Below are 25,230 nucleotides of genomic sequence, written 5' to 3'. Positions count from 1 at the left end.
ATATAAGGTATATGTTATAGATTAATGATCGTAATAGTCACTAACCGTTTTTAAGAACGCATCTAATTCATTGATAGGTAATCTGTTGATACCTGCTGCACCTTCTCGTCCACCGCCTGTGGCATATTGACTACATAGCTTACTGGCTCCATATGGATTGTCTTTAGGCGCACGTAGGCTGATTGTATAAGATTCTAAATGATTATTATGGGTGATGATAATAACGGGCTTACTAGGTGTGTTCGCAGCAAGAAGGTTGCCGTAAGTGCCACTTATCCGACGTGCCCAAGCCGCATCTTCTAATATAACAGCGATTAAGTTTTTATGCTCTAATGGCTGTTGCTGTATCGCCATTGCTATATCTTCGTTGTAGCCGTGCTGTAGACAATCAAAAATAGAGTCTGACGCTGCAACAATCTCAAAGGGAGTGTCGTAACGGATCAACTGATGGTATAACTCACTGGGAGGGAAATGCAAATCAGCTACCGCACTGCCGTAGCCATTATAATTGACTAAAACGCCAAGCGTCTTAATTTGTTCGCACTGTTTATGAGTTAAGCTTAGAGTGTTAGCGAAACGATAGCCCACATCATCTAGTCCATCTCCGAATACAGCGCACAGCGCCCAAAGGGCATACTGGCCTTTTAATTCGTTATTGACCAGTAGTCCTGTGCATACGTTTGGAGAGGTATTGATACGCGTGGTAAGTTTTGGATGTTCAAACAGTGCGTCTGCTTTATGATGATCGCAATAAAACACGCTGTGACAATCCATCAAAGCGTGTTTAACCCCTTTTACATTCTTATCGAATGAAATATCAAAGACACTTATAAAAGCGTCTTGCACCCATTCATTCGGTAGGTTTTCAACCAGCTTAATATCCCGCTTCACGCCAGTTATTAACCGATGATCATCGTCATTAGAAGCATAAATAGGATACGCTTTACGCCACTGAATTAACGAAAAGATACCATCTGCATCACCATTAAACACATCAAGATAAGTTGCCATTGCCTAATTTCGTTTGGTTAAAGTACGGTACGGTATTCATTCAAAAACATTTGCAAATTAATTAAAAATCACTTGATATAGTTATTTTGAATCAAATACTCAATAACTTGCGTAGCAACTTCTTCGATACTTTTATCATGAGTGTGTAGACATAGCTCAGGGTTGGTCGGTACTTCATAGGGCGAATCAATACCTGTAAAGTTAGGGATGACACCAGCGCGGGCTTTTTTGTACAGGGATTTAGGATCACGCTTTTCACACTCTTCTAACGGGGTATCGACAAAGATTTCAATAAAGTCATCTCCAACCAGCTCACGGGCGGCGTTTCTATCGCTTTCAAATGGAGAGATAAAAGCTGTTGAGACGATCAATCCTGCATCGTTAAACAAACGGCTTACCTCTGCGATTCGGCGTATATTTTCAACACGATCTGCATCTGTAAACCCTAAATCTTTGTTTAACCCGTGGCGGACGTTATCACCATCTAATAAATACGTGGCATAACCTCTGTCATGTAACATGCGATCCACAGCATTAGCAAGGGTTGACTTTCCTGAGCCCGACAAACCGGTATACCATAATATACAAGGCTTGTTGCCGAGTTTGTCTTGGCGCTCAGCGGGGGTTACGGCGGCATCATGCCAGACGATGTTTGTTGCTTTACTCATAAGTTTCCTTCGTTGTACTCAGCTAAATATTTGGTCTATATATCACTATAGTCAAAGAAATATAAAATGGTTACAAGGCAACTAAGTGCAAGTACTACTATAGTAGGGCGAGCGAGGTTAACACCGCAACCGTTTAGTATTTCGCTGACTATATAATAAGAATGCTCAAGTTGTTAGGCTTATTCAAGGTCTAAACCGCAGACGCTCCTTTTAGTTCAACTTTCGCACGGTCTTCTTTAGCGATAGTACTGTAGTAATCACGCAAGATTTTAAGCACCTCTGGGCGGCTAAAGTTCTCAGGTACATGCTGATCTTCAGACAATGCTTTACGTAATTTGGTTCCAGATACTTTGACGTGATGCTCAGCATCATGTGGGCAGGTTTTGGTAGATGCCATTGACTGACAGGCATCACACCAAAACGTCCAATCAATTTTGATCGGCTTGGTCTTTAAGGCATTTTCTGGAATTTCATCAAAGATATCTTGCGCATCAAATGCACCATAGTAATCCCCCACACCAGCATGATCACGTCCTACGATAAGCTCTGAGCAGCCATAGTTTTGTCTAAATAGGGCGTGTAGTAACGCTTCACGAGGTCCTGCGTAACGCATATCCAATGGATATCCTGATTGAATGACCGTATCTTTTCTAAAATAATTATCTATTAATGTGCCAATGGCGTCTTGGCGGACTTCTGCAGGGATATCGCCCGGTTTTAATGCGCCTAATAATGAGTGAATCATCACCCCATCACACGTCTCCACAGCTATTTTCGCCAGATATTCATGCGAGCGGTGCATCGGATTACGGGTTTGAAAAGCCGCTACTTTCTTCCAGCCTTTTTTTGCAAACGCTTCGCGGGTTTGCGTGGGCGTCATATAAATCCCTGCATATTCAGTAGGAAACTCACCTTGGCTAAAGACTTCAACACGTCCTGCTAGGTTAATATCTTTTTGTTCCATTACTTTTTTGACACCAGGATGCTCAGTGTCTGTGGTTCCAAATACAGTTTTACACTCATGTTCTTTGTCAATGCTATATTTTTCCTCTAGTGTCAAAATACCCATGATTTCACCGTCTTCAGCTTTAAGGGCGATCTCATCCCCTATTGCAAAGGCATCAGACTCGTCTTTACTCGCCGATAACGTAATCGGAATGGGCCAAAACAGTTTGTTATTTTCACCAGATTTGAGTGTCATCTCGTCACACACACCTTGCCAATCTGCTTTATTCATAAACCCATCAAGTGGCGTAAAACCGCCAATACCTAGCATGATTAAATCACCACGCTCACGTGATGTCATCGTAATACTGGACAGTGATTTGGCTTTATTTTTAGCGTTTTCAAGCATCTCACCTTCAAGAAGAAGTACATTTAGTGCTGGGCTACCGTGTGGGGTAACTAAGTTATCTAACGCAGCGTCAAGGCTATTGGACATTCTAAACTTCCTCTATATTAAATTAACATCTCAAATTTATATCGCAGTTTTTCTTAAGCCGCTAGTATATGAGTCAATTGCCTGAGCTATCAAGCTTACCCAGCGTTCACAAAACGTCTACTTGCCAAAAGAAAGCTTAAATCAAGCATGATTTTAGCGGCGATAAAATGCATCATTTTGGCGTGTAAGCTATGTACTATCTATCATCAGCGTAGCCAGCGGCTTAAATAAAAAGTCAGCTGCTTTTATGGCTAGATTAAGAGTTAGAAAAAGTAAAGGCAGAATAAGAATATCAAAAAAAGGCCTTACAGCACTGTGTAAGACCTTAGAATAGTTATTGATTTCGTGACAACTATTATTTTGATTGGGAGTCAGTATTGTTTGTATAGTCATTTAACCTAATCAATCAACTGAGCCGATCAACTCAGTTAATCAACTCAGTCAATTAACCTAGCCCTTATATCAAATCATCAAATCAAGTCATTCAATCAAATTAATTAATCTTAAAAGTGGTTAGACTATACCTTATTGATATGATTGATTAATGCTTGAGTAGAACCATCTAATATATTAATTTCAGAAGGCGCAGATTCGACGTTATCCTTTGTTTCAGATGTGTTATCCGCATTATGAGCGTAAGATGAACTATTTAACAATATATATTTAAATACTTCATCAGCAACTTTCTTACCCATTTCAACCCCCCATTGGTCAAATGGATTAATATCCCATAGACTGGCCATCACATACACTTTATGTTCGTATAGCGCTATGAGTGCGCCAAAGCTTTTGGGCGTTAGCTCATCCAGTAAAATTGTTGTCGAGGGCTGGTTGCCTCGATAACGTTTGAATTTATCGATGTCTAATTTAGGTTCATTCGGCTTAGACGCTAAGGCATCATTACCAAACGCCAATACTCGGCTTTGAGCCAAACAATTCGCTAGAGACAGCGCATGCTGATGTTTGAGCTCATTGGCACCTGCATCTTCGTAATAATTGACGCACGCGATAAAATCACAAGAGACTCTTTGAGTGCCTTGGTGTAGTAGCTGATAAAAGGCATGCTGCGCATTTGATCCAATCTCGCCCCATAGGATAGGTGAGGTTGCATAAGCAACAGGCTGGCCGGTGTGGGTAACCGACTTACCATTACTCTCCATCTCAAGCTGGGTTAAATAGCTTGGTAAGTATTTTAGCCTTCCATCATAGGGTAAAACGGTATGCGCATTTATATTTAAAAAGCTACTATTCCAAACACCTATAAGTCCTAATAATACCGGTAGATTACTCTCAAAATCAGCGGTTTGAAAATGGGTGTCCATCTCGTGAGCACCCGCCAGCATCTCATAAAATCTTGGCATGCCGATACGGATAGCAACTGCCAGTCCAATAGAAGACCACATTGAGAACCTGCCCCCTACCCAGTCCCATAGCTTTAGTTGGTGTTGTTCAACAATACCCCACTCGCTCACCTTATCAGGATTAGCAGAAATACCTATAAAATGGCGCCGTAATAGAGTGGATTGACTGGCACCAGTCATGGACAACCAAACCCTAGCTGTTTGCGCATTTGATAACGTATCGACGGTACCAAATGATTTAGACGAGATAATAAATAATGTCGTTTCAGGATTAAGATGTTCAAGTAAGCTGCCTAACTGTGTACCATCCATGTTCGATACAAAATGTACGCGTATGTCGCTATCTGCCCATTCGTCTAAAGCGGCATTTGCCATTAACGGCCCTAAATCTGAACCACCCACCCCTATATTAACAACATCCGTTATGGCCTTACCAGAGTAGCCACGCCACACGCCGCTACGTATGCGCTCAACTAGATTTGCCGCTTTGGTCAAACTGGCATGAACTTCGCTAACCATATCTTGACCATCTACAAAAAGCGTGGCATCTTTGGGAAATCGTAATGCCATATGTAGCGCCGCACGATTCTCACTGGTATTGACCTTATCCCCATTAAATAATGCTGAGATTCGCTGCGGCAGACCACACGCTGAGGCCAAGTCAATAAGTGCCCTCTTAACCTCACTGTCCATACACTGCTTAGAATAATCAAAATAAATACCTTGGGTATCGCAGCCAAACTGCTGCGCGCGATTTTTGTCATTGGCAAACAGCTGCGTTAGCGACCAGCGTCTTTGTGCTAGCTGCTCTAATTGCTTCCACGCTGGTAATTGATTCGGCAAGGTCGTATCTGACGTTATCTCTTTATGATATGAAGCGAATGACATGGTTGTAACCTATTAATAGATCTGATGCATAACCTGCATACTTATGATGGCGATGCGATGATTATAAAATAAGCACTCATTGTACTTACTTATCTTAGCGTTCTAATTTGTCTTTACGCTCTTACTTGTCTTTATATTCTTACTTGACTCTACGTTTTTACTTAGGACTGATCCAGAATGTGCTGCGCAAAATAAATAAATGCCTGCATATAACTGGTCATATTGCCTGCATCAAAGCTATCTCCAAGCATGGTGGTCACATCAACGCCTTGAGTACTGATTAATGCGTCAATAGCATCTGTAAGCTGAATCTCTCCACCGACCGAAGGTTTGGTTTTGGCCAAATATTCAAAAATATCTGCAGTAAATACGTATCTACCAACCACAGCAAGATTAGAAGGGGCATCCTCAAGCGAAGGCTTTTCAACAAAGCCATCAACTGCAAAATGGTGGTTCTTATCACCTGCTACATCAGACAGTTGTTCCGATTCTTTAAGTTTGGCGATACCATATTTATGCACATCAGCATCAGCTACCTGACTCACTAAGATCTGCGAGTGTTGAGAGGTTTTAAACGCTTGCATCATATACGCCAAGTTATCTTTTTCCATATTGGTCGTAAAAGGGTCGATCACCACATCTGGTAATAAGACAGCAAACGGATGATCACCAACAATAGGCTTAGCTTTAAGCACAGCATGACCCAGACCCAGCGCTTTACCTTGACGTATCATAGAGACAGAAACATCTTCTGGTAACCAGTTCAAGCTATCTGCAAGATCATCTTTACCTTTTTGTCTGAGCTGAGTATCAAGCTCTGCATTAAGGTCAAGATAGTTTTCTATGGCGCTTTTTTGAGCATGCCCTATTAACACGATGTTTTTGATCCCCGCAGCGATAGCCTCTTCGATGACGTAATGAATAGCAGGTCGATTACCAAGAGGTAATAGCTCTTTTGGTACTGACTTAGACAGCGGTAACATGCGGGTTCCAAATCCTGCAACAGGTATAACAGCGTGGGTAACTTGGGTATTAGTCATAATCGTTTGTTTCTTGTTTTAGTAAGTGTGATATGCCAGTTAATAGACTTATTGTAGCAACTAATACTAAGGTCTGTCCCTAATATAAGTCATAAAAAAAGAGCACCCCGTAGGATGCTCTTTATCATACTAAATACCAAATGACACTAGTGTATTAAATATACAAATTTTGAGCGCGTGCTGGCAGGTTTTTTAACCAGCGTTTAATTGAGCGCTCTTGGTAATTTACCAGCCTGTAACTTCTTTAACTTTTTCACCGATTTTAGCAGGGTCACGGGTATACGCAACGCCAGCATCGTCAAACGCTTTAAATTTCTCTTCAGCAGTACCTTTACCACCAGAGATAATTGCGCCTGCATGGCCCATACGTTTGCCTTTAGGTGCAGTCACACCAGCAATATAACCAATAACTGGCTTAGTAACATGGTCTTTGATATAAGCGGCAGCTTCTTCTTCTGCGGTACCACCAATCTCACCAATAAGTACAATTGCCTCGGTTTGTGGATCATCTTGAAACATTTTCAAGCAATCGATTTGGTTCATACCTGGGATGGGATCACCACCAATACCGATACAGGTAGACTGACCAAAGCCAAGCTTAGTGGTTTGAGCCACCGCTTCATACGTCAATGTACCAGAGCGTGAAATGACGCCTACTTTACCTGGCATATGGATATGTCCTGGCATGATTCCAATTTTACACTCGCCTGGTGTAATCACGCCAGGGCAGTTTGGACCTACCATTTTGACATCACCCGCTTGTTCAATATAACGCTTCGCTTTAAGCATATCTAATGTCGGTACACCTTCGGTGATCACAACAATTAGCTTAATACCAGCATCGACAGCTTCGATAATAGAATCAAGAACAAAAGGGGCAGGAACATAAATTACAGACGCGTCAGCGTTAGTCGCTTCCATAGCTTCTGCCATGGTGTTAAATACAGGAAGACCTAAATGTGTTTGACCACCTTTACCAGGGGTGACACCGCCAACCACTTTGGTACCATATTCAATGGCTTGTTCAGAATGGAACGTACCATTTTTACCGGTAAATCCTTGTACCAATACTTTGGTATCTTTATCGATTAATACACTCATTATTTACTCCGAATTTTGGTTACCTATTATAATTAGGTTATTTACTTATAAGGTTATTAAATTTAAATACTATAAATATGATTAAGCAGTAACTGCATCAACGATTTTTTGTGCAGCACCAGCCAAACCTTGGGCAGAAATAACTTCAACATCAGACTCATCTAATAGTTTTGCACCCAATTCAGCATTATTACCTTCTAAGCGAACCACGACAGGTACCGTTACATTCACTTCCTTGACCGCAGCAATAATGGCTTCGGCAATCATGTCACAACGTACAATACCACCAAAGATATTGATTAGAACCCCTTTAACGCTATCATCTTCTAGTATGATTTTGAACGCTTCAACAACGCGCTCTTTAGTTGCGCCGCCACCAACGTCTAGGAAGTTTGCAGGTTTACCACCATATAGTTTGATGATGTCCATAGTTGCCATCGCAAGACCAGCACCATTTACCATACAACCAATATTACCCTCTAGAGCAACATAGTTTAGGTCAAATTCAGCAGCTTTTAGCTCACGCTCATTTTCCTGTGAGGGATCATGTAACTCAGCGATTTTTGGCTGACGAAATAGTGCATTTGAATCCACCCCAATCTTGCCATCAACACAGGCAAGTTCACCATTTTCTCTAATAGCCAATGGGTTGATTTCGATCATTTCAAAATCATTTTCGATAAAGGCTTGATAAGCACCTGTCATCAATTTTACGAACTGATTGATTTGTTTGCCTTCAAGACCAAGCTTGAAACCCACTTCACGTGCTTGGAAAGGCATTAATCCAACTAAAGGATCTACGGTAATGCTAAATATCTTATCTGGTGTTTCTTCTGCAACTTTTTCAATCTCAACACCACCTTCTGTAGATGCCATAAACGTAACACGGCGTGTAGAGCGGTCTACAACAGCGCCAAGATACAATTCATTTTGTACCGGATACATATCTTCTGCAACCAATACAAAGTTTACTGGCTGACCATCACTGTCTGTTTGGTAAGTAACAAGATTCGTTCCGATTAGAGCATCTGCTATTTCTTTGGCCTCTTCACGTGTTTTCGCAAGCTTTACACCACCAGCTTTACCGCGGCCACCAGCATGAACCTGTGCTTTAATTACCGCTACATCGGTCGGCGTCTTATCGAACGCTTGAGCAGCTTCATCACCGCTATACGCAATAATACCTTTTTGAATAGGCAGTCCATAGCTCTCTAGCAATAATTTTGCTTGATACTCGTGTAAATTCATAAAGTTATCCTTTAATTTTTTTTATTTCAAGTTATAAGACCGGTGTTTGGTATACCTATTACTCTTAGTTAACCAAACACCAGCTGTTATTTAAACAAGATCCTATATAGCTATAGCTAAGCTTATTTAGTTTTAGCTTATTTAGTTTTAGCTTATTTAGTTTTAGCTTATTTCTTGTTACGTTTTTTACGTTGTATAGCATGAATAGCACGCCCATCAGCTGATAAAGCTGCTTCATGTACAGCTTCACTAATCGTTGGGTGAGCAAAAGTCATCAGCTGCAAGTCTTCTACGCTTGACACAAACTCCATGGCTATCATGCCTTGGTGAACGATATCGCCTGCGCCTGCGCTAATGGCATGCATACCCAGTAAACGATCCGTTTTAGCATCAGCGACGACTTTAATTGAACCTTGGCCTTCACTTTGTGCCAATGCGCGTCCATTGGCTGCTAAGTTGAATGAACCTGTCTTAACGTCGTAGCCTTCTTCCTTGGCTTCTTGCTCGGTTAAACCCACCCATGCAATTTCAGGGTGCGTATAAATGACATTGATCATTGTGTCGTAATTTACTTGTGCTTTCTCGCCATGAATACGCTCAACAGCCATCATGCCCTCTTCCATAGCTTTATGCGCAAGCATAGGACCACGCACTAGATCACCAATAGCGTACACACCATCCAAATTAGTTTTACACTGTTTGTCTACATCGACTAATCCACGTTCTGTTAACTGTACTCCGCTATCCTCACCAAGTAGTTTTTCAGAATACGCACGGCGTCCTACACAGACAATAAGCTTATCAAAGGTTTCATCAGATGACTCGCCACCTTTTTCACTAGTGACGACAACTTCACCATCTTTGACTTCTGCATTGGTTACTTTCGTATCGACACGGATATCTAATCCTTGTTTCTTTAATAGCTTACTCGCCTCTTTAGCGATGTCATTATCAGCAGCTGCTAAAAATTCAGGAAGTGCTTCATAGATGACAACCTCAGCACCTAAACGACGCCATACTGAACCTAACTCTAGACCGATAACGCCAGCACCGATGACACCTAAACGCTTAGGCGTTTCAGTGAAATCTAAAGCACCTGTTGAATCAACGATAATACCTTCTTCGTTGTTGACTGGAGCCACAGGAATATCGATAGGCACAGAGCCTGATGCTAAGATAACATTTTTTGCCGTAATGGTAGACTCTGATTCATCTTCTAAAGCGGTAAACTTAATTTTTTTATCGTCGCCTTTACCGTCGATTAGAGTACCCCAGCCTTGTAACCATTCAACGCCATTACCTTTTAATAGCATGGCAACGCCGCCAGTAAGCTGTTTTACAACGCTTTCTTTACGTTCAATCATTTTTGGCACATCTATTTCAACATCGCCAGTAGTAATACCATGTTCATCTAGCTCATGTCTGGTAGCTTCGTAACGATGAGACGAATCTAACAATGCTTTAGAAGGTATACAACCAACGTTTAAGCAAGTACCGCCAAGTGCAGGCTCACCTTTATAAACTCGTTTCTCGATACAAGCCACGCTCATACCTAATTGACCTGCGCGGATAGCGGCTTCATAACCGCCAGGACCACCACCGATGACCACTAAATCATAATTGTCTTTCATAATATATCCTGTCTTTTAATAGATGAATGTTAAAAGCTATTATATTTATAATTATTTATATGAATGGATTAAAGTAATAGGGTTCAATGTGCTATATATTCAAACTTATTATTAAGCACGATACGCTATATTTAATCTTGATTAACTTTAATACTAATCCTAAAATACTAATCCTAACGCTAAACTAAAAAGCTTGCGTCAAATTTACTCTGACGCAAGCCTATTTAATTAAAGATCTAGGAGTAGTCTAGCTGGGTCTTCTACCAGCTCTTTAATAGTTACTAAGAACTGAACCGCGTCTTTACCATCAATCATTCGATGGTCGTAAGACAATGCAAGGTACATCATAGGTAGAATCTTCACCTCACCATCCACTGCCATAGGGCGATCATTGATGGCATGCATACCTAAAATAGCGGTTTGTGGTGGATTCAAAATAGGCGTAGACATCAATGAACCAAAGACGCCGCCATTAGTAATAGTGAACGTACCGCCTGTCATTTCTTGCAGCGACAGCTTACCATCACGGGCTTTACCAGCATATTCGCGTATACCACTCTCTATATCTGCCATGCTCATACGGTCTGTATCGCGTAGTACCGGTACTACCAGGCCACGATCTGAAGATACTGCAACACCGACATCATAGTAACCGTGATAAACAATATCATCTCCATCGATTGAAGCATTAACTGCTGGGAAGCGTTTAAGTGCTTCTGTTGCCGCTTTAATGAATAGAGACATAAAGCCCAAACGTGTGCCATGACGCTTCTCAAACTGATCTTTATACTGAGATCGTAGATCCATTAACGGCTTCATATTAACTTCATTAAAGGTAGTTAACATGGCAGTTTCTTGTGTTGCCGATAACAAACGATTAGCAACGGTCTTACGCAGACGCGTCATCGGAACACGTTTTTCAGTACGCTCACCTACAGATTCAGCCACTGGGCGTCCACTATCAGACTTGATAGAGCTGTCCGCTTTTAAGTTAGGATTTGCCATGTCTTGTTTGGTAACACGTCCACCACGGCCCGAGCCTTCAACATTACTTGGATCAACACCAGATTCTTTAGCTGCTTTACGTACCGCTGGGCTTTGATCTTTATGGTCTTTTTCTTCAACTGGGGCTTTTTTGGGCTCACCGCCTTCAGCGGATTGCTCTTCTTTAGAAGTGCTTTGCTCAGAAGTACTTTCTTTGTCATTAGCATCTTCGTTTGATGAATTATCCCCTGAGTTACCTGAAGCTCCTGCTTCAAACTCACCGATAACCTCATCAGAAAGGACAATATCGTCTACTTGTTTAACAATTTTTGATAACACACCATCATCTGGGGCGACTACTTCTAGCACAACTTTATCTGTTTCAATTTCGGCTAGGATATCGTCGCGATTAACTTGATCGCCTTCGCTATAATGCCATTCGACAATCGTACCATCAGCAACTGATTCTGGGAATACGGGCGCTTTAATCTCTGCCATGGGAACTGCTCCTATTTTTAATATTAAGTATTAGGTAAAAATTTGAGTTATAAACTATTTATTATATTTTTAATAAACAACATTATTTTATTAACGTATTTTATTCATTACATAATAAGTTGTATGGTTTAAAAAAGTTTCTTCTATATGAATTTTAATTCAACAAAGTCTGTCTTAGTTAGTATGCATATTCTAAAGATTTCCATAAACCTATTAGGTTAATTGATCAACTTCAACACCAAGACCTTTAGCAATCAGCTCTCGTTGTTGACGCTGATGGATAGCAGGTAAGCCTGTAGCAGGTGCCGCAGATGCAGGACGTGCAACAGGATCAACAACATGCGCCTTCGTTACCCGAGGTTCATCTTCACGTGGACCAAAGATACGGAACATATGCGGTGCTAGGTAATACCAAGCACCTTGGTTTAACGGCTCTTCTTGACACCAAACGATCTCTTTAAGATTAGCGTATTTTTGGATCTCTTCTACCATTCTTTGTTCAGGTAGAGGATAGAGCTGCTCAATACGAACAATAGCCACATGATCAAGCTCAAGTGCGCGGCGCTGCTCAAGTAGATCGTAATAGACCTTACCGCCACACAGTACAACACGAGTGACTTTGTCATTGTCTAATTGATCAAACTCTGGCAATACGGTTTCAAACTTACCGTTTGCCAATTCTTCAAGCTCTGAGGTTGCAAGCTTATGACGCAATAGACTCTTAGGCGACATGACCACTAACGGTACTCGGCTAGGACGGATTGCTTGACGGCGCAATACGTGGAATATTTGCGCGGGCGTAGTTGGTGTGATTACTTGCATATTGTCTTCAGCACAAAGCTGCAAAAAGCGCTCTAATCGCGCAGACGAATGCTCAGGTCCTTGACCTTCAAAACCATGAGGAAGTAGCATGGTCAATCCACACACACGTTGCCATTTAGTCTCACCACTAGAGATAAATTGGTCAATAACAACCTGTGCGCCATTTACGAAGTCACCAAATTGAGCCTCCCATACAATCAATGCGTTAGGTACGGTTGTCGCATAGCCATACTCGAATGCCAATACGGCTTCTTCTGATAATAATGAGTTATAAATTGCGTAGCGGGCTTGGTTCTCATCAATGTGTGCTAGCGGCACATACATCTCACCATTAGTAACATTATAGATCTCAGAATGGCGATGCGAGAAGGTACCACGGCCAACATCTTCACCTGTAATACGAACCAGTACGTCCTCGTCGACCAATGAAGCATACGCTAAGGTTTCAGCAGCACCCCAGTTTAAAGGCTCTTCGCCTGTTTGCATTGCCAAACGCTGTTCAACCACCTTTTTAACTTGACGCTGTAAGGTGAATCCCTCTGGCATTTGCGCCATTTTACGTCCATATTCTTTAAGCTTTTCGATATCGACGCTAGTATCCCAATCATCTTCTAAGTCATGACCTAGATATGGACTCCAGTCAATATATAACTTTTCGTTTGGATCTCGAACCAATGAGTTTGCTACATACTCACCATCATCCAACGCTTCACGATAATCATTTTCAAGTGTTTTATCATAGCCTTCTGAAATAACGCCTTCATTAAGAAGCTTTTGGGCATACTGAGTGCGTGTCGTAGGTAGCTTCTTAATAACAGCATACATTAAAGGCTGCGTCGCTGAAGGTTCATCGGCTTCGTTATGACCATTACGGCGATAACAGAATAAGTCAATGACGATGTCTTTATGGAACTTATGGCGATAGTCGAGTGCCATTTGTGCTGCAAACACCACCGCTTCTGGATCATCGCCATTAACGTGAATGATAGGCGCATGAACCATTTTGGCAATATCAGTACAATATTCGGTAGAGCGAGCATCTTCTTGACGGCTGGTCGTGAAGCCAACTTGGTTGTTAATGACTAAATGCACCGTACCACCAGTTGTGTATGCTCGTGTTTGCGACATCTGGAAAGTTTCTTGAACCACACCCTGTGCAGCTATTGCTGCATCACCATGTACCACTAAGGGTAATACTAAATTACCATCGGTATCATTACGGCGTACTTGGCGGGCACGAACTGATCCTTCTAATACTGGAGATACAATTTCAAGATGCGATGGGTTAAAAGCTAATGCTAAATGTGCTTCTCCGCCTGGCGTCATTACATTTGATGAGTAACCATTATGATATTTAACATCACCAGACCCTTTTTCAGGTATTACCTTACCATCAAACTCATCAAACAGGTCGGCTGGATTTTTACCTAAAATATTCACGAGTAAGTTTAGGCGACCCCGGTGAGCCATGCCAATTACCATCTCTTTAGTACCGTAACCACCAGCACGTTGGATGATTTCATGGACAGCCGGAATGAAGCTTTCACCCCCTTCCAAACCGAAACGCTTAACCCCAGTATATTTACGTGCTAAATATTTCTCAAGACCTTCTGCAGCGGTTAGACGCTCAAGAATCATCTTTCTTTTTTCATCGTCAAACTTTATATAGCCAAGATCACTTTCCATGTATTCTTCAAACCAGCGCTTTTCAGTACTGGTTGTTACATGCATATATTCAAGGCCGATATGACGACAATACACTCTATTTAGCGTTTCGATGATTTCTCTAAGTGGGGCTTCGGATTTACCCATATTAAAATCACTGGTAGAGAATACCGTATCTAAATCATCCTCTGATAGCCCGTGATACTCAAGAGTTAAGTCTTCAATAGGTGCACGAGGATGCAGCTGTAGTGGATCTAGCTTAGCGCGGCGGTGACCACGGCGACGATAGGCAGAAATAAGTTTCTGTACTCCCATATGTCGTGGGTCGAGACAATTGGCATCTGAAGCAGCGCTATCACTAGCTGGACTTGCTACGCCTTTATTCGCTGTTTGATTGCGGGCTAATAATAAAAACTGATCCTGAATTTTGTGATGTAAAGCATCATTGGCGGTTTCATATTCTTTAAAATAAGCTTGCCAATCTGAATCAACACTATCAGGATCTTGAAGATATTGTTCATATAATGACTCAATATAGCTTGCATTATCGCCTGCAAGTTCTGTTGTATTGGCTGCATTCAAAGCATCATTATTAGTCATAGTATTCATAGTCATTTCTTATTTATATTTAAGTTCAATTAATTAGAGTCAATTAAATCAAAACGAGATTATCAGTTGCTATGGATAGTTTTAATTGTATAGAGTTGCTATATACTTTCTCAATTTACTTTTTATATTTAGTCGAGCGCATATGAATAGAATGTATACCGCAATTAAGCATTAAACGTTAACTTTATATAAACTTTAACCTTACTTAGTTTAAACCGCAGTTTTCTTATAACCAGCTTTTATAAACTTAGCTTTTATAGCCACTGCTTCGAGCAGATTAATTTAAACAAATTAATTTCATGTATTATCACTTTAAATGTTTATGCTTAATATAAAAACTTACTGTTGTTATAAGTATCGTCTAATAAGTATGCATTAAACGTGCCATATGACTTATAAGTTCAGACTTAAAATTAAATTGGCTAACACGGTAAAGTTAACGATATTAATAAAAAATTGTGTTTAATTCCGGAACACACTTGCTCACTCAAACAGAGTAACATGGAACCATAAAATTCTGTGTTAGTTTGTTTAATAGTGAGCATTCATATTATAAATTGCGGTTATTATTTAAATGTCATTTTAACAAAAAAAGACCTCTATCAACAAATAGAGGTCTGTGGTATTCACGTAATTTAAAAACTAGTTAATATACTAATACCGTAGGCTTAGACAGTAGCTCAATAAAATATCGCTTAAATCTAATATTATTAAATTATTAATATCTAATGTAGCCATTTGTATAAAAATTACTGCGACTTAGCCCGCTTGCTCAAGTAGCAAATTGCGTAAGTGACCAATGGCACGAGTCGGGTTAAGACCTTTTGGACATACAGCAACACAGTTCATGATACCACGGCAACGGAATAGACTATATGGATCATCCATACGCGCTAAACGCGCTTGAGTATCAGTATCTCGGCTATCAGCTACAAAGCGATATGCATTGAGTAATGCAGAAGGTCCTAAGAACTTATCAGGATTCCACCAGAACGATGGACAGCTGGTTGAACAACAAGCACATAAAATACACTCGTAAAGCCCATTTAGCTTTTCACGATCATCAGGGGACTGTAGACGCTCAGTAGGTGGTGCAGGCTGATCATTCAGTAAGTATGGATGCACTTTTTCATATTGCTCATAAAACTGATTCATATCGACAACTAGATCACGTACCACAGGCAAACCTGGTAATGGTCGAATGATAATCTTTTCTGGCAATGTGTTCATATTTATCAAACATGCCAATCCATTCTTACCATTAATGTTCATGCCATCTGAACCGCAAATGCCTTCACGGCAAGAGCGTCTGAATGTGATCGTCTCATCTTGTTTTTTCAAACGTAATAAAACATCTAGCAACATACGATCTGACTCTAAAAGCTCAATCGTATAAGTCTGCATGTAAGGGGCTGCGTCCTTATCAGGGTCGTAGCGGTACAACTCAATGGTGCGAGTACCTCGGCTCATAGTGCTAACTCCACACGGTGTAGAGCTGTTTTAACAAACGCATTGAGGCGAGTCCTATTAAAACAGCTTTACAAATTTAAATTAAATAAAAATTAACATCAATATATATTGCAATGCTTACTTACTGGGTAGCAACCCTTTAATCTTAAAACGGCTATCTTTAAACATACACTCTTCAAACGTACACTATTTAGAAATGAAAATTAGTAAACGCGTACTTTTGGCTCAACGTAATCAACCGTTAATGGTACTTTACGAACCGGTTTATAAATGATTTTGTTAGTTTCTGAATACCATAGCGTATGCTTCATCCACTCGTTATCGTTACGACCATTTGGAGCGATAGCGTCATCTTCTGGGCGATCATAATCAAGTACGGTGTGAGCACCGCGGCACTCATGACGGTTTGCAGCAGATAACATTGTCGCTTTAGCAACTTCATACAAGTTAGCAACTTCTAATGCTTCAATACGTGCGGTATTAAACACTTGCGATTTGTCAGCTAAGTAAATGTTATCAACCTTCTCTTGTAGAGCTAAAAGTTTTTCAACGCCTTCATCCATAAGCTCTTGCGTACGGAAAACACTGGCATGCTTTTGCATAAGCGCGCGTATCTCATCAGCAACGTCTTGAGCATTATGACCTGATGTTGATTGCTGTAGCTTATTTAAGCGCCCAACAGTAAAGTCTAATACGCGAGGGTCCATAGGATGGTAGCTGTGATCTGATTCACTAAAGCTATCTATAATATGCTTACCTGCAGCGCGCCCAAAGACAACCAAATCAAGTAATGAGTTCGTACCCAATCGATTTGCCCCATGCACACTCACGCACGCACACTCACCAATTGCATAAAGACCTTTTACGATCTTACTATCAACGTATAACCCTTCTTCATCGACCTCACCATCAAGATCAGGTACGATGACTTGACCGTGGATAGTAGTTGGAATACCGCCCATCATATAGTGAATGGTTGGAATTACTGGAATTGGCTCTTTTGTGATGTCGACGTTAGCAAAGTTTTTACCAATCTCAAATACAGACGGCAAACGCTTCATAATAGTATCAACACCTAAATGGGTCATGTCCATTACGATGTGATCAGCATTTGGCCCACAGCCACGACCTTCTTTAATCTCTTGGTCCATTGAGCGTGATACCAAATCACGAGGTGCTAAGTCTTTTACAGTAGGAGCATAACGCTCCATAAAGGCTTCACCATCTTTATTACGTAAGATAGCGCCTTCACCGCGGCAACCTTCCGTTAATAAAACACCAGCGCCAAATACACCGGTAGGGTGGAATTGCCAGAATTCCATATCTTGCAGAGGAATACCTGCACGTACTGCCATGCCTAAGCCATCACCTGTATTGATGTAAGCGTTAGTTGAAGCTGAGAAGATACGGCCAGCGCCACCAGTAGCTAGTACTGTATTTGTGGCTTGGAATACAGCGACTGTTCCTGTTTCTTGTTCAGTTGCCACCACACCATTGATATTACCATCTTCATCTTTAATAAGATCTAGTGCAATCCACTCAACAAAGAACTCAGTACCTTTTTCAAGGTTTTTTTGATATAGGGTATGAAGCAAAGCGTGCCCAGTACGGTCAGCGGCAGCACAAGCACGTTGAACTGCTTTTTCACCGTAATTTGAGGTGTGACCCCCAAAAGGACGCTGATAGATAGTACCATCTGGGTTTCTATCAAATGGCATACCCATATGCTCTAGCTCGTATACAACCTTGGGTGCTTCACGGCACATATATTCGATTGCGTCTTGATCACCTAACCAGTCAGACCCTTTAACGGTATCGTAAAAGTGAAAGTGCCAGTTATCATCACTCATATTACCCAGGCTTGCTCCAATACCACCTTGAGCTGCAACTGTGTGAGAACGTGTTGGGAATACTTTGGTTATTACAGCGACTTTCATACCGCCTTCTGCAAGCTGGAGTGCAGCGCGCATACCAGAACCGCCACCACCTACGATAACTGAGTCGTAATTTAGAGTTTTGATATTACTAATTGTGTTGTCTTGTCTAGTTGCCATTACGTTTTCCTAATGAATACGTTATTCGTTATTTTAGCTGGCGATGCATATATAAAATCACTGTATATTAGATTTTATTAGCCGTATATTTATAATTACTACTCTGCTAATAGACTGAGTTAATAAGAACAAACAAGATTAATAAAAACAAACTAGGTTAATAGTATAAATCAGTGTTAAATACAGCTTTCATTACCAGTTGGCTTATATAAGCACTTTGAGTAGGTATCTTATGACTTTAAGTAAGATAGATTGTGAAACATACGTTCGTTAATCATACGTTAGTCAATAGAAAGGTCTTTTTAAAATATCATTTAGTTCATCTATTTATTCAAACTATTTATTCTATTCAAGCTATCTATTTAACCTATCACTTATAATAAGTCAGTTATCAAATGACATTTAAGTCATTACATAATACCGATACCACGACCCCAAAAAATCATAATGCCCCAAAATAGGTAAACTACAATTGCGATAATCATAGCCGTCTGTAGTACGATACGCAGCCCTGTGGTTTTGACATAATCAGTAATCACCGTCCACATACCGACCCAAGCGTGTGCTGCCAAAGCAACAATTGCCAACAAACTAAATATACGCATAGGCATGCTCATGATAAAGCCTACCCATTGCTCATAGCCAACAGCGCCATTTAATAAAAAAAAGCCAACCAGTACCACAGTATATACCGCTAGAATGACAGCACTGATTCGCTGCATCATCCAATCACGTGTCCCTGTGCCAGTTAGACCTGTCGCGCTTTTAGTTCCAGAATCATTTTTCATTACAACATCACCCATATAAATGATAGCACTATCAATATAGCGGCAATTACAAAACACACTATTGAAGCTGTTCTACCAGACTTAAGCTCTTCGTTAAAACCCATATCAGCTAATAAATGCTTTATACCCATAACAAAATGGTAAGCAGTTGCTGCAACAAAGATCCAAACAATAAATCGTAACGCAATATTGTCAAAAATAGCAGCAAAATGATGGGGTGAATATAAAGAGGTCTGCAATAACCACAATAGAACAGGAATAAGAATAAATAAAATAATTCCCGAAATTCGGTGCATAATAGAAGCTCTTGCCGTAGGTGAGCTATTTACGCTAATCACTTGGCTAAGCGGCAGATTTATCGGTCGGTTGCTTTTCACAGCGGGCGTCCTTTTGCGGTTGTCACTCATGCTAACGACAATACTTGCACTCATGCTTTACTGTACAAGTCATTGTTCAAACGTTCATGAGACGGATAAGTTAAGGAGTAGCTAACTGGCTAAATTCAGATTAGCCAAACTGTAAAGCTTACAGTGCTCTATAGTATTTATTATACCAGTTATTTGAATATACCAGTTATCGAACTAGCTATAGAGTATTCAGATTTGATGCTAGGGCTGACGCTATCGATTAAACTCTTAAGTATCGTCAAGTTTTTAATTCATATTTTAAGGTTGCAGTTTTTAAGGTTTCTACTATTTAGGTATCTATTACTGATATCCTATTATTAATATCCAAGTATGAATATCCTAGTACCAGATATTAAATCCTTAAGAATAAATACCTTAGCAATGTTGCAATACAATAAGTGCCAATACATTAAGTGCCAATACATTAAGTGCCAATACAATAATAGATATCCATATTGCGGTACACCTTAATTGCAGGAAAATAAATTGTAGAAAGCTTATTGTTAGCTTAAAAATAATGAAAACTTGAAACGCGTTGGCGACTTTTTCTATAACTCAAAAATTCTATAACTTAAAAAAACCTTTAACATAAGCATCGTTCTCTTAAACCACATAAGAATTATATTAATATTTGAAAAAAAGTATGAGATCATAATAACATTTCGATTTTTTCAAATTAACGATTTGTTAATACAGTTATTTAATTCCAGCTATTAAAGTTTTGGTAATAGAACTAGTCAGCATCTATAACTTTATAATTATAGAGTTTGTTTTTATTAATTACAAATAAAATACCTAATAAAGACTTTAAAGATGCATTGTATACACAAATTTTTATCATCACGGTTCATGCAATTAAGCAATTTAATAACTGAGTGCAAAAACTACTATTGATTTTGTTGCTACTTCAATAGGTACAATTATTTATCAATACAACTTTCTAAGTCCCTAAATTGACGTATTAACTATAGAAAGTTTTTTCAATTCTATGCATTAACTGGTAATATACTTGTGATCTATAGTAGTGATTAAGATTAAGGCTTAAAGCAAGTCCACTGTTTTGGGTTCTATGAGTGAAGGTTAATTTAGTATATATTTTATTAATGCCTTCATATCTCTCTCGTATGTTATTCATATATACTGTTATTTTAATCGCCGCTTCTATTTGATAGTACTCGTAAATATTCGTTAATATTCGTAGCTACTTAACTTGTTATTAATAGCTATATGAATTGCATCATAATTATTTACCTCAATGTTACTTGTATCAATACCAATGGTTTCAAAGACTAACCGTAATTACCGCGTAGTCAAAAGCAATGATAATTACGCGTGTTCAATCTCGATGTTATAAATTGATCTACAAATTTTAGCAAAAAATATATTAGCGAATTTATTTATATTCAATTGTGCAACACATGATAGTATTTACCGTTTATAATTTTTACCAATGTAAGGTTTTACTTATATAGTGTTTACTGATGACCGATTCTTTTTTAACATCGGTTATATATTTTTAATTGATATAAATAATAATTGCGATAAATAATAAACTTAAATGATTGGTTTTTATATGCACAGTTTAGATGTTTTATAGAGTAAGTTTATTCACAAAGACGTCTTATTTATCAAAATTACCGATTTATTCCAACAACTAAGAGTTATACCAACAATTAAGAGGATTTTATGGCTAACAATACTGCATATTTAAAGGTAGATGAAAAGGAATATGAGCTACCGATTCAACATGGAACTTTGGGTCATTCAGTAATTGATGTGTCAGCATTCCAGCAAGCAGGTTATTGGACTTATGATCCAGGCTTTAAAGTTACTGCGCCTGTGGAATCTCAAATTACTTTTATCAATGGTGAAGAGGGCGAGCTTCTACATCGTGGTTATCCTATCGCACAATTGGCTGATAATGCAGAGTATTTGGAAGTATGCTACGCCTTATTAAATGGCGAGCTACCAACTGCAGAGCAAAAGACTGAATTTTATACAAATATCAAAGCAAATAATAAAGTTGATGCAAAAATCCGTAAAATCTATGACGGTTTTGGTAGCGATGCGCATCCTATGGCTATGATGATCAGTGTGATGGGTGCATTAGCTGCTCAATACCACGATGGTCTTGATATTTCAGAAGAAGACGTACAAGATGTGACGGCAACCCGTCTTATCGCCAAAGTCCCAACGCTTGCTGCTATGTGTTATAGATACTCTCAAGGTGAAAGCTTTGTCGAGCCACGTGAAGACTTTAGTTATGCTGAAAACTTCTTATATATGATGTTTGGCGACGCATCCGATGCAGACTATAAAGTTGATCCTATTTTAGCAAAAGCTATGGACAAGATTTTTACCTTGCATGCTGATCATGAACAAAATGCGTCTACGTCTACCGTGCGTTTAACAGCCTCTACTGGTGCTAATCCTTATGCTTGTATCGCTTCTGGTATCGTAGCGCTTTGGGGCCCTTCACACGGCGGCGCTAATGAAGCAGTTCTACAGATGCTAGATGAAATCGACACGGTTGAAAATGTCGAAGAATTCATGGAAAAAGTAAAACGCAAAGAAGTGAAGCTAATGGGCTTTGGACACCGTGTTTATAAAAACTTTGATCCGCGCGCTAAAGTAATGAAAGAGACTTGTGATGAGGTTTTAGGTGCTCTAGGTATTAGTGACCCTAAACTTGAACTTGCTATGAAGCTTGAAAAAATAGCGCTTGAAGATGAGTACTTTGTTAAACGTAATTTGTATCCAAACGTTGACTTCTATTCAGGCATCATTCTTAAAGCAATTGGTATTCCAACATCTATGTTCACGGTTATCTTTGCCTTGGCACGTACCTCAGGCTGGATTAGTCACTTGATCGAAATGAACCGTGCACCGTATAAGATAGGTCGCCCGCGTCAGTTATATACTGGTGAGAAAAAACGTGACTTTGTTGAGCTTAAAAATCGTTAATAGCTTATCGATAAGTTGTAATGTGATAAATTCGCTTAATTAATCTATTATTTAATCAAAGCCCTCCATATGGAGGGCTTAGTTTTATGTTCGATAAGTATAAAACTTATATAGGGACGCAAGCTATCTAAGACATGTGCTTAATTAGTGATATCTATCTTTTCAAGCATTTTTTCATACTTCTCAATCTGTATGTCATAATCTTTGATTTTAGCCTCAAATTCCTCAGCTAAAGAACCAAACTCTTCAGACTGCTTTTCTTGGGCAATGACAAGTTCCTGCTTAATAGCTTCAAGCTCATTAGATTGTTCGATTTGTATCCGTTGCCACATTTGGTACTGCTTGAGTAGTCGGGCTAACGCCGGAGTTTTTTTGGCCAAACGGTATGCTAATTCAGAATCAGAGAACACACCTGGGGTTAATGTCGCAATATTAAGTAAGGTATCCACGGCTTGTGCTGGTAGCTCAACATCATCAGGTAAGTACAAAGATTGAAGCGCCGTATTATAACGATTACGCATCTCACTTGTGGTCAACATTACAGGTTCATGAATAACGCGATTGGTTGCTAGTGGCAAATCTTGTAAGGTAACTTCTTCAAGAGCTTCAAGTTTAGGGGCATTACTTGCACCCTCTCTTTCCACTTCCCTTATACCTTCTCTTGCTTCACTGTTACTTGCTCCTTCATTGGCTAGTCTATTATCTATAGCATTATCCGCACCCGTATTATCGGCGCTTGTGCCACTTTCACTCGTAGCGGCATTAGAGGTTGCCGTATTCGTGGCTGGCGCGGTGTCTGGACTATTTATTGAATTGCCTGATGCATTGCCTGATGTATTGCCTGATGAATTAGCTGGCGTGTTAGTAGCTGAACCTGCAGTAGAATTATTAGTATCGATATTGGATTGATCCGTTGACTCTATGGATGAGGGAGTTTGCGTATTTTGATCAGAAGTGTTTTCACCAGAAGTGTTTTTACCTGAAGTAGCAGTTGAGCCATTTTCATTATCAGATGCTACGAATCCCATATCTGGCGCATCAGCAGCTTGTAGCGCTTCATACTCTGCTTGTTGACTCTCTTGTAGGTTCGTCATTTTATTTATGAAATCGGGCTCAAATTTTTCGATAGTTGCCGCAGTTTTAGGATCAACGGTTATATTAGGTTCGCTTTGGGCGTCTGTTTTAGTCGTTGTGTCTGTTTCAGGTTGCGGGTCAGAATTGCAGCCTGAGAGAGCGAGTAGCCCTAAGCTTAACCCTATTATCAAACCTTTAAATGACTTCATACTATTAATATTGTTTTTAAAATATAAAGTTTCTGGTCTAAGTGATGGCGGCATTAACTGAGACAGCTCTGATTGCAATAGCTTTGATTGCAATAGCTTTGATTGCGATAGCTTTGATTGCGATAGGTTAATATTTTGATCGCTGTTTGAAGACTCTTTGGTATTCATTGTATTGTTATTATTTTCTCTACCCTGCATAAGTGATGCCCTTTAAGTGGTAATTGTTCTTTTATTTTGTACTATAACAACGTTTAAAACCTAACAATGTTTAAAACCTAACAATGTTTAAAACCTAACAATGTTTAAAACCTAACAATGTTTAAAACTGTATCAGTAAATCATGGTTTAAATGTTTTTAATTGTGCCGTCAGATTTGTGCATCATCTACGGTAGTCTATTGTCTTTGTTGTTGCAAAAAAGGGATACACGCCTGCCAAGGTTCACAGTTTTTTCCCATTTCACGCCGAATAAAATAATCTTGCACCATACGTGCTTGCTGCTCTATCCCATACTTAAAAAAAGACTTACCATGCTTAAGCTTATAGCGATACCGCCTGTCGAACAGGGCGCCTCGTACGACTTTAATGCCTTGCTGCAATTGCCAAACGTGGGTCAGCTCATGTATTAACCAACCTTGCTTGCTCAGCGATACTTTAGCAAAGTCCTCGATCCAATCTTGCTCATTAAAATATATATTACCATTTGGGCTGACTGCATAGCCTTTAAGTACCCACCATGCTGTTTTTAGACGTACGTTGCTGACATCTAATTGATCGCCGAACACAGAAGTTACCATCTCTATTTCTGCATCCGTTAATGATCGGCTTCGTTGTGGCCGTTTGAGCCTTGATAACACTGAATTTTTCATTACATTGATTCTATTAGGAGCTTCATATCGCTTAGATCTTTCAGAGAGTTTGGGTGCTTCAGATAGTTTAGATAAGTTAGCTGCCACACTGGATTCATAACACTGCGAAGGCTCTGATTCCAATTTGGAGAATTTGATTTGCCGTTTATCCAGCACTGCTTTATCTAAATCATGTCCCAGCTGTTGCGTAAATTGCATAAGTTGTCCAAAATTCAAAAATTGCATAAGCTTCTTAAATTTACTCAGCATGACGCCGCCTTAGCCTATTTATCAAGTGCATAAAATGGTATTAATCGATATATATGTATTGACATGATGGACGACTAACCTCATGAACTACTTACTAACCATGAACTACTTACTAATCATGAATATTAAACCGTCAAGGTGCAAGTAGTTATATGCTGTATATTACAAATCTTATCACTC

The 25,230-nt window shown here is 39.7% G+C and carries 17 protein-coding genes; 1 reads left to right on the top strand and 16 read right to left on the bottom strand.

The genetic code is table 11. The annotated features are described in order from the left end of the window. Positions 1-21 precede the first annotated feature (21 nt). The 14 genes from AC2SLP_RS07295 to sdhC all read right to left on the bottom strand — a co-directional run bounded on the left by AC2SLP_RS07295 (position 22) and on the right by sdhC (position 19,656). Entirely contained in the window at positions 22-1,011 is a 990-nt protein-coding gene (locus AC2SLP_RS07295) for a hypothetical protein (RefSeq protein WP_486536011.1), read from the bottom strand. A gap of 68 nt (positions 1,012-1,079) precedes the next feature. Then, entirely contained in the window at positions 1,080-1,679 is a 600-nt protein-coding gene (gene cysC / locus AC2SLP_RS07290) for an adenylyl-sulfate kinase (RefSeq protein ID WP_486536010.1), read from the bottom strand. A gap of 190 nt (positions 1,680-1,869) precedes the next feature. Further along, positions 1,870-3,120 (bottom strand): sulfate adenylyltransferase, encoded by a 1,251-nt coding sequence (gene sat, locus AC2SLP_RS07285; RefSeq protein WP_486536009.1) that lies wholly within the window; start codon positions 3,118-3,120, stop codon positions 1,870-1,872. Positions 3,121-3,638: 518 nt separating this feature from the next. Then, on the bottom strand, positions 3,639-5,369 hold the full coding sequence (gene pgi / locus AC2SLP_RS07280; RefSeq protein WP_486536008.1) for a glucose-6-phosphate isomerase: 1,731 nt from the start codon (positions 5,367-5,369) through the stop codon (positions 3,639-3,641). 161 nt (positions 5,370-5,530) lie between these two features. Then, the gene (locus AC2SLP_RS07275) at positions 5,531-6,409 is read right to left on the bottom strand and encodes a UTP--glucose-1-phosphate uridylyltransferase (RefSeq protein WP_486536007.1); all 879 of its coding nucleotides are present in this window, start codon (positions 6,407-6,409) and stop codon (positions 5,531-5,533) included. Between the two features lie 225 nt (positions 6,410-6,634). Then, positions 6,635-7,510 (bottom strand): succinate--CoA ligase subunit alpha, encoded by an 876-nt coding sequence (gene sucD / locus AC2SLP_RS07270; protein WP_486536006.1) that lies wholly within the window; start codon positions 7,508-7,510, stop codon positions 6,635-6,637. An 81-nt stretch (positions 7,511-7,591) separates the two neighbouring features. Beyond that, positions 7,592-8,758, bottom strand: coding sequence for an ADP-forming succinate--CoA ligase subunit beta (gene sucC, locus AC2SLP_RS07265; protein WP_486536005.1), 1,167 nt, complete (start codon positions 8,756-8,758; stop codon positions 7,592-7,594). A gap of 167 nt (positions 8,759-8,925) precedes the next feature. Continuing rightward, a complete protein-coding gene (gene lpdA / locus AC2SLP_RS07260) occupies positions 8,926-10,389 on the bottom strand; it encodes a dihydrolipoyl dehydrogenase (protein WP_486536004.1) in 1,464 nt (487 codons plus the stop codon). Positions 10,390-10,617: 228 nt separating this feature from the next. Beyond that, a complete protein-coding gene (odhB, locus tag AC2SLP_RS07255; RefSeq protein WP_486536003.1) occupies positions 10,618-11,871 on the bottom strand; it encodes a 2-oxoglutarate dehydrogenase complex dihydrolipoyllysine-residue succinyltransferase in 1,254 nt (417 codons plus the stop codon). Between the two features lie 213 nt (positions 11,872-12,084). Continuing rightward, positions 12,085-14,967, bottom strand: a complete 2,883-nt coding sequence (locus AC2SLP_RS07250; protein WP_486536002.1) for a 2-oxoglutarate dehydrogenase E1 component — start codon at positions 14,965-14,967, stop codon at positions 12,085-12,087. 759 nt (positions 14,968-15,726) lie between these two features. Continuing rightward, a complete protein-coding gene (locus AC2SLP_RS07245) occupies positions 15,727-16,437 on the bottom strand; it encodes a succinate dehydrogenase iron-sulfur subunit (RefSeq protein WP_486536001.1) in 711 nt (236 codons plus the stop codon). Positions 16,438-16,640: 203 nt separating this feature from the next. After that, positions 16,641-18,491 (bottom strand): succinate dehydrogenase flavoprotein subunit, encoded by a 1,851-nt coding sequence (gene sdhA / locus AC2SLP_RS07240; RefSeq protein WP_486536000.1) that lies wholly within the window; start codon positions 18,489-18,491, stop codon positions 16,641-16,643. A gap of 410 nt (positions 18,492-18,901) precedes the next feature. Beyond that, on the bottom strand, positions 18,902-19,279 hold the full coding sequence (sdhD, locus tag AC2SLP_RS07235) for a succinate dehydrogenase, hydrophobic membrane anchor protein (RefSeq protein ID WP_486535999.1): 378 nt from the start codon (positions 19,277-19,279) through the stop codon (positions 18,902-18,904). Then, positions 19,279-19,656: a succinate dehydrogenase, cytochrome b556 subunit gene (gene sdhC, locus AC2SLP_RS07230; RefSeq protein ID WP_486535998.1), complete on the bottom strand. Its 378-nt coding sequence runs from the start codon at positions 19,654-19,656 to the stop codon at positions 19,279-19,281. The genes sdhD and sdhC overlap by 1 nt, the downstream gene beginning before the upstream one ends. A 1,716-nt stretch (positions 19,657-21,372) precedes the next feature. Here sdhC and AC2SLP_RS07225 point away from each other — a divergent pair. Beyond that, positions 21,373-22,650 (top strand): citrate synthase, encoded by a 1,278-nt coding sequence (locus AC2SLP_RS07225; RefSeq protein ID WP_486535997.1) that lies wholly within the window; start codon positions 21,373-21,375, stop codon positions 22,648-22,650. Between the two features lie 140 nt (positions 22,651-22,790). Here the strand turns inward: AC2SLP_RS07225 and AC2SLP_RS07220 are convergent, their stop codons facing one another. Together AC2SLP_RS07220 and AC2SLP_RS07215 are read right to left on the bottom strand one after the other, a co-directional pair. Then, positions 22,791-24,131, bottom strand: coding sequence for a hypothetical protein (locus AC2SLP_RS07220; RefSeq protein ID WP_486535996.1), 1,341 nt, complete (start codon positions 24,129-24,131; stop codon positions 22,791-22,793). A gap of 196 nt (positions 24,132-24,327) precedes the next feature. Continuing rightward, the gene (locus AC2SLP_RS07215; RefSeq protein WP_486536053.1) at positions 24,328-24,801 is read right to left on the bottom strand and encodes a type IV secretion protein Rhs; all 474 of its coding nucleotides are present in this window, start codon (positions 24,799-24,801) and stop codon (positions 24,328-24,330) included. Between the last annotated feature and the right edge of the window lie 429 nt (positions 24,802-25,230).

This window comes from Psychrobacter sp. CX21 (assembly GCF_057396255.1).
The sequence above is the reverse complement of the archived record's forward strand: the minus strand, read 5'-3'. Positions and strand labels throughout refer to the sequence as shown.